The sequence below is a fragment of the Leptospira idonii genome (genome assembly GCF_004770995.1).
GTDB classification, from domain to species: domain Bacteria; phylum Spirochaetota; class Leptospiria; order Leptospirales; family Leptospiraceae; genus Leptospira_A; species Leptospira_A idonii.
In genome coordinates, this window is record NZ_RQHW01000058.1 from 22,140 (window position 1) to 31,874 (window position 9,735).

At 40.9% G+C, this 9,735-nt stretch carries 8 protein-coding genes; 6 read left to right on the forward strand and 2 right to left on the reverse strand.

The features are described from left to right. Positions 1-11 precede the first annotated feature (11 nt). Both EHS15_RS16045 and EHS15_RS16050 read right to left on the reverse strand, forming a co-directional pair. Entirely contained in the window at positions 12-980 is a 969-nt protein-coding gene (locus tag EHS15_RS16045; RefSeq protein WP_135761605.1) for a DNA ligase-like domain-containing protein, read from the reverse strand. Next, on the reverse strand, positions 977-1,960 hold the full coding sequence (locus EHS15_RS16050) for a ligase-associated DNA damage response exonuclease (protein WP_135761606.1): 984 nt from the start codon (positions 1,958-1,960) through the stop codon (positions 977-979). Before EHS15_RS16050 ends, EHS15_RS16045 begins: the two co-directional genes overlap by 4 nt. 288 nt (positions 1,961-2,248) lie before the next feature. Between EHS15_RS16050 and EHS15_RS16055 the strand changes: the two genes are divergently transcribed. From EHS15_RS16055 to EHS15_RS16080, 6 genes are all read left to right on the forward strand, one after another. Continuing rightward, positions 2,249-3,637 (forward strand): ammonium transporter, encoded by a 1,389-nt coding sequence (locus EHS15_RS16055; RefSeq protein ID WP_135761607.1) that lies wholly within the window; start codon positions 2,249-2,251, stop codon positions 3,635-3,637. A 20-nt stretch (positions 3,638-3,657) separates the two neighbouring features. Continuing rightward, a complete protein-coding gene (locus EHS15_RS16060; RefSeq protein WP_135761608.1) occupies positions 3,658-4,002 on the forward strand; it encodes a P-II family nitrogen regulator in 345 nt (114 codons plus the stop codon). 285 nt (positions 4,003-4,287) lie between these two features. Next, on the forward strand, positions 4,288-5,145 hold the full coding sequence (locus EHS15_RS16065) for an alpha/beta fold hydrolase (RefSeq protein ID WP_246052236.1): 858 nt from the start codon (positions 4,288-4,290) through the stop codon (positions 5,143-5,145). Further along, positions 5,130-5,735 (forward strand): TetR/AcrR family transcriptional regulator, encoded by a 606-nt coding sequence (locus tag EHS15_RS16070; RefSeq protein WP_135761609.1) that lies wholly within the window; start codon positions 5,130-5,132, stop codon positions 5,733-5,735. Before EHS15_RS16065 ends, EHS15_RS16070 begins: the two co-directional genes overlap by 16 nt. Positions 5,736-5,927: 192 nt before the next feature. Next, positions 5,928-7,841 carry a threonine--tRNA ligase gene (gene thrS, locus EHS15_RS16075; RefSeq protein ID WP_135761610.1) on the forward strand — a complete coding sequence of 638 codons (1,914 nt, stop codon included), beginning with the start codon at positions 5,928-5,930 and terminating at the stop codon, positions 7,839-7,841. Between the two features lie 291 nt (positions 7,842-8,132). Continuing rightward, positions 8,133-9,539, forward strand: coding sequence for a hypothetical protein (locus tag EHS15_RS16080; RefSeq protein WP_135761611.1), 1,407 nt, complete (start codon positions 8,133-8,135; stop codon positions 9,537-9,539). Positions 9,540-9,735: the final 196 nt, after the last annotated feature.

Genomic DNA, 9,735 nt, shown 5'->3' on the forward strand with positions numbered 1-9,735 from the left:
TTTGTATTGTCTTATGTTGTTTGGCACCGAATTTCAAACGATTCTTTCTGCAAGAGTTCTTGAAAAAAAGAAAGATCTTCCGAATGGGAAATATCTTCTTTCCAAAGAATTTTTTCCAGGCGAGGGGACACAAGTTTGATTCCCGATTTATTCCTTTTGGCAGGTTCCAGCTTTGTAAAAGAAATTTCACAGACCAATTCGAACCTTAAGGAGAATACCGGGCCGAATTTTTGAATTTGATTGTTTTTGATGAATTCGGAAAGTTTTTCGGAATCTTCTTCGTTCAATTCCCAAGTGGACAAGGATGTTGTTTTGATCCAGCCATTGTCTTCCGTTCTTGCAAAAAAGCTGAGTTCTTCGTATTTATGGGAAACATTTTGAGATCTTTTTGCATAACCTAATGTAAGTTTAACAGAGGTTCTTTCTTTTTGTTCTATGGAGATATCGAAGTTTTGCGATTCGTTTTGAAATCCTTTTGTTGAAATCTCTTCGGATAGGTTTTTACAATAAACAACGATTTCTTCTGGTAAAATCGTATTTTTCCCTTTGAGGATCAACCTATGAAATAAATTTCTTTCCTTATCGGGAAGAAGGTTCCAGATATAAGAAAGTTTTTCTTTTCTGTCTTTGGATGAATGGATTTGTTCCATCGGATCTAGAAATTGTTTTTTCCATTCCAAAAGCCCTAGTGTTATGATTTCTTTCGGTTCAGGAAACAGAAGAGTGAATGTATGAGAGTAGGTGCCGAATCGTTTTTTACACTCTTCGATCATCCAAACAGGAATATTCAAATAAGAGGAAATGTTTTCCTTGAGTTCTTTTATAGAAACGGAGATTCGTTTTTCATCGGAAAGAATTTGAAGTGCAAATTGTACTTCTTCTTGTGTGAGGGAATTCAGATAAAGAATCAAAGTCCCTTTCCAATTTCCTGAGGAAAATTCCCGTTTTAGTTGTTGTATCAGTTCTAAAAAAGAAATCATGTTTCCGTTCTTTTGGAAAAAGAAGAAAATTCTTCCGCATGTTTTCCTTTTTCTTTCAGAAAACGAATCCAATCCTTCGTGAATCCGTGCATCACTATGATCCTTTCCGCGCCGCTTGTTTTCACAGCTTCGTTCAAGCCGTTCCAATCCGCATGATCGGATAATACGAATCCATCCGGATAAAAAGGATTCTCCGCATTCGCTCTCATCCATCCGGACGCCATCCTTCCTCTGCATTCTCCTAAAATTTCTTTCCAAGGACTTAAGTCTTTTCCGGGAGTCACGATTAACAATGGATATGTGCCTTTGTGTTTTTGATCCAGATCTTTCAGGGAAAAATGGGAAGGAAAGCGAATCCCTTCCTTTTCGTAGGCCTTGGTGATTTGAAATCCTTGTTCTTCTAAGAATATATTTCCGAATTTTTCATCCAAACCGGAAAGAATTCTCTGTGTTTTTCCTAAGGAGTAAGCGTATAGGATGGTGCTGTGTTTTTCTTTTCGATTTTGTTCCCAGTAAAAAAGTATTTCTCTAAAAATCTCTTCATCGTCTTTCCAATGATAGACGGGCAATGCGAAAGTGGATTCAGTCACAAAAACATTACAGGGAACCGGTTCGAACTCGGGGCAGGTGCGGTCCGGTTTTGTTTTGTAATCTCCGCTGATCACCCATACTTCTCCTTTTACTTCGATTCGAATTTGAGAGGAGCCTAAAATATGGCCTGCAGGATGGAAAGAGACCAGAGCGTCTCCGATTTTGATTTGTTTTCGGTAGGAAATTCCTTCTATGTTCGATTTTTCACCTAATCTATGTTTAAGAATTCCCACTCCGTTTTCCTGAGTGAGATAATTTTTGCTTCCGGTTCTGGCATGATCGGAATGTCCGTGAGTGATGAGGGCTCTAGAGACAGATCTCATAGGATCGATATAGAAATCTCCGGGAGGACAATAGATCCCTTCCTGTTTCGCGACCAGTATCTCCATCCTGTCTAAGGAATCTTACTGAAACTAGGTGGCAAATTTGATTCTAAACCTTCCTATCTTTTTGCAATCTTTCCCTTAAATGAGCATGATGCTTATAGATTATACATTTTGAAAATAAAATAAGAGAGTCTTATGAAATCACATCCGACTTTCTCTGCGGAATTTAGGCAGAATGAGGGCTTTCTAAGCACTCCTCATTTTTTTTTATGTCTTCTGCCTATTTTTTAATAACCAGGTACCAATCTTGCAAATGAGAGATTGAATTATCACGGAAAGGATAAAAGGCATATGAAAAATCATTTCAAAAAAATAGCCCTCCTGCTCCTGGTTGTCCCGATGTTCCTTTATGCAGATGAACCTGCAAAAGTTGCGGATCCAGTAGCGGAAAATGCGGCAGCAATTCAAACACTTACTGTAGGACTTGATACACTTTGGGTGTTAGTTGCCGGTATGTTGGTATTCTTTATGAATGCTGGATTTGCTCTTGTTGAGTCTGGATTCGCGCAATCCAAGAATACCGTAAATATCTTAGCAAAAAACTTTATCGTTTTTGCAGCGGCGACCTTCTCTTATTGGGCGATCGGTTGGGGACTCATGTTCGGTGACGGATCTCCTTACCTTGCCAGCGAAGGATTATTTTTCCTAGGTGGAGCTGATAACTCTCCTGCTATAGGTGATGCATACCAAGGCGTTTACTCTTCCATGAACTGGACCGGTATTCCTCTTTTTGCTAAATTTTTCTTCCAACTTGTGTTTGCTGCAACTGCTGCAACAATCGTATCAGGAGCTGTTGCGGAAAGAATCAAGTTTCATTCCTTCCTTATCTTCTCTTTCATTTTAGTTGCACTTATCTACCCGTTTACCGGCCACTGGGTTTGGGGCGGCGGATGGTTGGCTGAACTAGGTTTCCATGACTTCGCAGGATCTACAGTAGTTCACTCTGCCGGTGGTTGGGCGGCTCTTGCCGGAGCGATCGTTCTTGGTGCACGTAAAGGTAAATATCTTCCTGACGGCCGCATTAAACCGATCTTAGGTCACAACATGACTTCCGCAGCTCTAGGAACTTTGATTCTTTGGTTGGGTTGGTTCGGGTTTAACCCTGGTTCTACGATGGGAGTAGGTGACGGTTCCGTTATGGCTCACGTTATCGTAACTACCAATATTTCCGCTGCGATGGGTGCACTTGCTGCAACTGCAACAGCTTGGATCATCTTGAAAAAACCTGATTTAGGTATGATTTTGAACGGAACTCTTGCCGGTCTAGTGGGTATCACTGCACCGTGTGCGATAGTGAGTCCTTTCTCCGCTGCGATCATCGGAGCTATTTCCGGTGCTCTTGTTGTTGTATCCGTTCTCGGTTTCGACAAACTTAAAATCGACGATCCAGTCGGTGCAACTTCCGTCCACTTGGTTTGCGGTATTTGGGGAACTTTAGCTGTAGCGATCTTCGGTTACGAAGGTGCTCCTGCAGGAGTAGATGTTCCTTCTCTTCTTACTCAAATTTACGGAATCTTAGCTTTCGGTGCTTTCATCTTCTCCGTTTCTTTCGCACTTTGGTATGTATTGAAACTTGCCGGTGGAATCCGTGTAGCGGAAGAGGAAGAACTCAGTGGTCTCGACTTAGGCGAGCACGGAGCGGAAGCGTATCCTGATTTTAGCGTCAGAGCGCGCGGTTAATAGGTAGAGGAGTATATATTATGAAATTGATCATTGCAATCATTCAGCCGCATAAACTGGAAGAAGTGAAAGCGGAACTCACAAAAAACGAAATCTACCGTCTAACGGTTTCGGATGTTCAAGGTTACGGACAACAAAAAGGTAAAACAGAAGTTTTCCGTGGTCACGAATATACCGTAAATCTTCTTAGAAAAGTGAGATTGGAAATTGCCGTAAACGACGAGTTCGTAAAGCCGACTGTAGACGCAATTTTGAAAGCAGCGAAAAACGGTGACGGAAAAATCGGAGATGGAAAAATTTTCATCACTCCTTTGGAAGAAGTCATCCGTATCCGCACGGGAGAAAAAGGCAAAAACGCCATCTAAGTTTCCTTCGCAAAGGATCCATCGGAACCGTAAGGGAAAGTTTTTCTCTTACGGTTTTGTTTCCCCCCCCCTCTCACTTTTTAAATAAAAGACTTCCCCTCTTTTTGTCTATTTTCCCGTTTTACTTCCGTTTCGCCTTTTCTGTTCCTCTTTTGCTTTCCTTCCATAGTGATCTTTTTTGTTCAATTTATGCGGATTTTTCCGGGAAGCCTATTGTTTCTTTAAAAAAAAACTAATTGAATTAGTTTAAAAGCTAATATGATTAGTTTTATTGTTGGAGAATTTATGAAAAAGATTACAATTTTATTTTTGATGGGACTTTTGGTTGGGCAGGGTATCCTATCTGCAGATTCTTATTTTGCAGCAAAGGAAGGAAAGATTTCGTATTTCAAAATCGGATCCGGGGTCAGGAACGTGATTTTGATCCCTGGGATCGGTGATACGAAAGAGAATTATTCGGAGCTGGCTGAGATACTGAGTCATAATGCGGTTGTTTACGGTATGGATTTGAGAGGAATGGGAGGATCTGATGTAGGTTTTTCTTCTTACGGCCCGGAAGAAACGGGAAAGGATATCGTTGCGTTTATACGTGAAAATAAATTAACGAACGTAAGTATCATCTCGAATTCGATGAGTGCCGCTTCAGCCGTTTTTGCAGCTTCCGAACTGCCGAAAGAGGTGGAAACAATCGTTTTAACCGGACCGTTTGTCCGGGAAGGAGAAGGGTTGAACTGGTTTATGAAATTACTGATCAATGGAATGTTTCGAGGGCCTTGGGGAGCTTCCGCATGGAAATCCTATTACCAAAGTTTGTATCCTAACTTTAAACCTTCCGATTTGGAATCTCATTCCGATTTTTTAAAACAAAACTTAAAGGAAGAGGGCAGATTGTCCGCTTTGAGGTCTATGTTGTTTGCAGAGAAAAAAGAATGCGAATCCAGAATCAAGTCCGTGAAATCGAAAGTTTTAATTCTTATGGGTTCCGAAGATCCTGATTTTCCGAATCCGGAAGAGGAAGCTAAGTGGATCGCTTCAGAAATGAATGCAAGTTATGTGATGTATCCCGGAGCGGGACATTATCCTTATAAGGAAGATCCTTCTAAAACGGCCGATTTAGTGAGGCAAATTTGGCAAAAAAAATAAAACATAAAACGGGAAGGCCGAAAGCTTCTTCAGGAGTTCTGAATCGACAGTCGGTCATCGATGTTTCCTGGGAAATAGCGAATGAGATCGGCGCAAAAGAAGTAAGCATCAAATTGATTGCGGAAAGATTGGGCATTCGTTCTCCTTCCGTGTACAATCATGTCACCGATTTATCCGATATTGTGGGAGAGTTATCTGCACGGGCGGGTAATCTTCTTGCGGAGAACTTGGAAAACGTTTTGGAAGAAGGGACTCGTTCCGGTCTGAAAAAGAAAGAAAAAATCAGGCTTTTGTTTCGTGAATATAGGAATTTCGCAAGAAATCATTATGGAGTTTATTCATTGTTAATTGCAGCACCTGTGGCTACCGAATCCCATCGATTGGCAGCCGAAAGAATTCTTTCCGTCTGTTTGAATGCCTTTGATTCGGACAGGTTGGATAAAAAGGCAATTCACGAAATTAGAATTATGCGGTCTATCCTTCACGGATTTGTAACATTGGAAAAGGAAAAAGGTTTCGGTCTGCCTGAGTCGGTAGAGGAAACATTTGAAATTTTGACGGAAGGTTTTATCGCCAGAGAATGGTTGTGAATGGAGTGTTAGGTTGGATCCTCTCTCTTTGCTGTTTGATGGGAAACATCCTCCTTTCCCTGTGATCCTTCGATTCTTTCCATCCGGAGAAAGGTGGAATTCTAAGAATTGTCATGTTTTTCCGGGTTTTTGCCCTGCTTTTTGTTTCTTTCTTTTCCTTGCAGGGCTTTGCAAAAAAAATGTCCTTATATTATGGCTCATCTGATTATCACACTCCCCGACGGATCGAAAAAAGAACTCGAATCCGGTAAATCCCTGTCCGACTTGATTCAGTCTCAGCTCCCTTTTTTGAAAGAAAAGGCACTCGCTGCAGTGACGGGTCAAGGGCAAACGGTGGATTTGAGTTTTGAGCCGAAAGAAAACATTCAAGTCCGATTTTTGACTTTTGATGACAAGGACGGTAAGGAAGTATTTCATCACTCTTCCGCCCATCTTTTGGGAATGGCTGTACAAAGATTATGGCCTCACGCTCGTTTGACTGTAGGTCCCGTCATTGAAAACGGTCCCGGATTTTTTTTCTATGACATTGATTTCGGAGAAACGGTAATCACTCCCGACGATCTTCCTAAGATTGAAGCGGAGATGGCAAAAATCACAAAGGAAGATTTAACTGTAAAAAGGTGGGAGCTTTCCAAAGAGGAAGCTATCGCTAAATTCAAAGCGGAGAACGAACCTTATAAAGTAGAACTCATCCAAGGTTTTGAATCTTCTTCCGTATCTCTCTACGGACAGGGGGAATGGTACGATCTTTGCCGAGGACCTCACGTTCCTAGAACAGGGCTTCTCAAGGCTTTCAAGCTGACTGCCATTTCAGGTGCTTATTGGAAAGGCGATTCTAAAAATCAAATGTTGACTCGTATCTACGGAGTTTCTTTTCCCAACAAAAAGTTGTTAGATGAATATATCTTTTTGATCGAGGAAGCTAAAAAAAGAGATCATCGTAAATTGGGCAAGGAATTGGATCTGTTCAGTTTCCAAGACGAAGCTCCCGGTTTTCCTTTTTGGCATCCCAAAGGAACTCTTCTTTGGAACACTCTCGCTACTTATATCAGAGAAGAATGTTTTCAAAGAGGATATCATGAAATTAAAACTCCTACGATCCTGAATTCCTCTCTTTGGAAAAGGTCAGGTCACTGGGATAACTTTAAGGAAAACATGTATTTCACCGAAATCGACGAAGCGGATTTCGCAGTGAAACCGATGAACTGTCCCGGCTGTTCTTTGATTTATAAATACCATATGCACTCTTATAGAGAGCTTCCTTTGCGTTATATGGAACTTGGAACCGTGCATCGACATGAAATGTCCGGAGTTCTGCACGGACTCTTTCGAGTAAGAGCGTTCACTCAGGATGATGCGCATATATACGCTCCTTTGGAAAAGGTAGAATCCGAAGTGGAGGATATTATCGATTTTACATTCGATGTGTACAAAAAGTTCGGTTTTACCGAATTCAAAACGTTCATCGCAACAAGGCCTGAAAAATCCCAAGGTTCCGATGAGGATTGGGGGATTGCAACGAACGCTTTGCACGATGCATTGAAGAAAAAAGGAATCGAATACGGAATCAAAGAAGGGGAAGGTGCGTTCTACGGTCCCAAAATTGAATTCAACATCAAGGATTCCTTAGGCAGATTGTGGCAATGCGGAACCGTACAGATCGATTTCTCCATGCCGAACCGTTTCGAATTGGAATACACCGCTTCTGACGGAAAAAAACATGCACCTGTGATGATTCACAGAGCGATTTACGGTTCTTTGGAAAGATTTATCGGAATTCTCATCGAACATTTCGAAGGTAAATTTCCTCTTTGGTTGAATCCGACTCAAATCAGAGTTTTGACTGTTGCTGAAGTACATAATGAATATGCGAAAGACGTATATGAGGATTTGCATCGCAACGGCTTTAGAGTGGAGTTGGATATTCGAAACGAAAAGATCGGTTCTAAGATCAGAGATTCCATTTTGAAAAGAGCAAATTACATTTTGATTTTAGGGGATAAAGAAAAAGAATCCGGTTCCGTTTCCATTCGAAGATTGGGAGAAGAGAAAACGGAAACTCTTTCCAGAGATGCATTCTTATCTCTTCTGAAAGGAGAGTTATAACAATCCGGCTCTAAAAAATTCTCACATATTCTCTAAAACTTTTTTTAAAAAACCGACCTGCTGAAAGCACCCGACTTTCTTAGGTCGGTTTTCTTTTTTACAACCAAACTTACATTTTATTTCCGAATCTTATCCCCGATCTTAGGGATATACATGAGTCAAATTAAGTTGTTTGTGTCATTACTATGAAAAACAGATAGCAATGGAATTTTCTTTCCTAATGCAGGAATAAATGTTAGTTGCTCTGAAATATCTTGACTGTTTTCAAACTATGTTTAGGTTTTGGTTTCGATGTTCGGTTTTTTTATCGCATTTGTATATTCGTTATTCTTAATTTTTGCCGGTATGAATTGGCAGGATGCAATTATAACTCCTGCGAAGTTTCTTTTCTATTGGAATCTGATTTTTTCTTCCCTTTTTGTAATGTTTATCCTTACTCTTTTTGGGGGAGCACTTGCCTTATTCCTAAAGCTTCCTTTACTTGCTTCTTTGTTAACGCCATTCGCGGATAGAATCAAAACATTCGGCTTTAGATTGTTTTTTTCAAGAACCACTTTATTATGGTTTTTTGCTTTGTCGGGCATATTGTCCGGTTCTTATATTATCGCATATCAACCATTTGTTGCTAAACCTTATGCACCGGAGATCGGTCTTGGGGTTTTAGCTGTCGGACTTTTTGCCAGAAGAACTCATCGTAAAACACTGACTCATGGATCCGGCTTTTTCGGTTTTTCTCAAAACAATGATCCTAAAGATTTTTCACAGGAAGAGAAAGATGTGACTCCTCGCGATCGATCTTTGTATCTGCAAGAGGATGTTTTGAAAATGTTTTGGTATGAGCAGTCGATTCATCCTCCTGATTCTCCGGAAGATGCACATGATGCGATCGCAGTGAGAAATGTGGAGTGGTGCCAAGGATTAATTTTGGGATGGAAACTTACTAATGTTATATTTCCTTCCCGGCATTGGGAGGATAGAAACTATCTTTGCCCGACTCTTGTGATCACCGGTTCTCAAAATGCTTTGCCTAATCCTCTGCACTCTTTGGTGTCTTTCGCTTTCTACGATGGGGAAGGAAGGATGCTTTGTGCGCAAACGGGAGAAAACGAAACCGAAAAAGGAGATGTGATCTCTTTGCCTTTTTTATGGGCGAGGTATCCTTTTACTGCTTCTTGGATTCATTCTTTTCAAGTGAATATCGTTTTGTCTCCTTTGCGTCCTGCCGTTTTGGGGAATCTTCCTTTGCTTTTGGGAGACGATTCCCCATCGAAACCTGTTTCTCGTACGAACGGTCCGAAAAGGAATTCTTTGGAAGGTCGAAACTGGTATCATCTCAAAGAAGAGTTTTCCTCTAACAATGATATTTCGGAAGTGGAAAGTCTCGACAAACATAGTTTTGGTGAGATCTGTCCTGTTCGCATCTCACTTGTGTTTTCCCAATCCGGCGAAGCCAAAACGGTGAAAATGGAGATACATCCTCTTAAGAAAACGAAAGAGCCTGTCTACTTTCTGGCTTTTTTTGCTTTTTACGACCGTGAAGGAAAGTTGAGAGGTTCGGGAAATCGAGAGGGACGGATCTCAGAGGAAGGAATTGTCGAGTCGACAGAGGTATCTTTTGGAATTTTGCCTTCTCTTTTGGACGGGGATTTGACCGGATTAGAAATTTCCTATTTCGAATCTGGAGAACCTAATCTCTGAAATTACAAAAAAGCGGGCAAAAAGGTGAAAACTTTCGTAAAAAAAAATCCAGCCCCAAAAAACGAACTGACTCTCCTCAAAAATTTTGATAAACGGGAAAGCATTGGGCGGCGGGTGGATGGAGTTCCTACCAAAAAACGGACATTAAAAAGCTCCTTTTTAGGAGACAAAAATGTCGAAGAAAATCAAATATTAT

Bases quoted from the DNA above. Each gene is read 5' to 3' on its own strand.
- EHS15_RS16045 (WP_135761605.1), bottom strand. From the start codon at position 980: ATGATTTCTTTTTTAGAACTGATACAACAACTAAAACGGGAATTTTCC.
- EHS15_RS16050 (WP_135761606.1), bottom strand. From the start codon at position 1,960: ATGGAGATACTGGTCGCGAAACAGGAAGGGATCTATTGTCCTCCCGGA.
- EHS15_RS16055 (WP_135761607.1), top strand. From the start codon at position 2,249: ATGAAAAATCATTTCAAAAAAATAGCCCTCCTGCTCCTGGTTGTCCCG.
- EHS15_RS16060 (WP_135761608.1), top strand. From the start codon at position 3,658: ATGAAATTGATCATTGCAATCATTCAGCCGCATAAACTGGAAGAAGTG.
- EHS15_RS16065 (WP_246052236.1), top strand. From the start codon at position 4,288: ATGAAAAAGATTACAATTTTATTTTTGATGGGACTTTTGGTTGGGCAG.
- thrS (WP_135761610.1), top strand. From the start codon at position 5,928: ATGGCTCATCTGATTATCACACTCCCCGACGGATCGAAAAAAGAACTC.
- EHS15_RS16080 (WP_135761611.1), top strand. From the start codon at position 8,133: ATGTTCGGTTTTTTTATCGCATTTGTATATTCGTTATTCTTAATTTTT.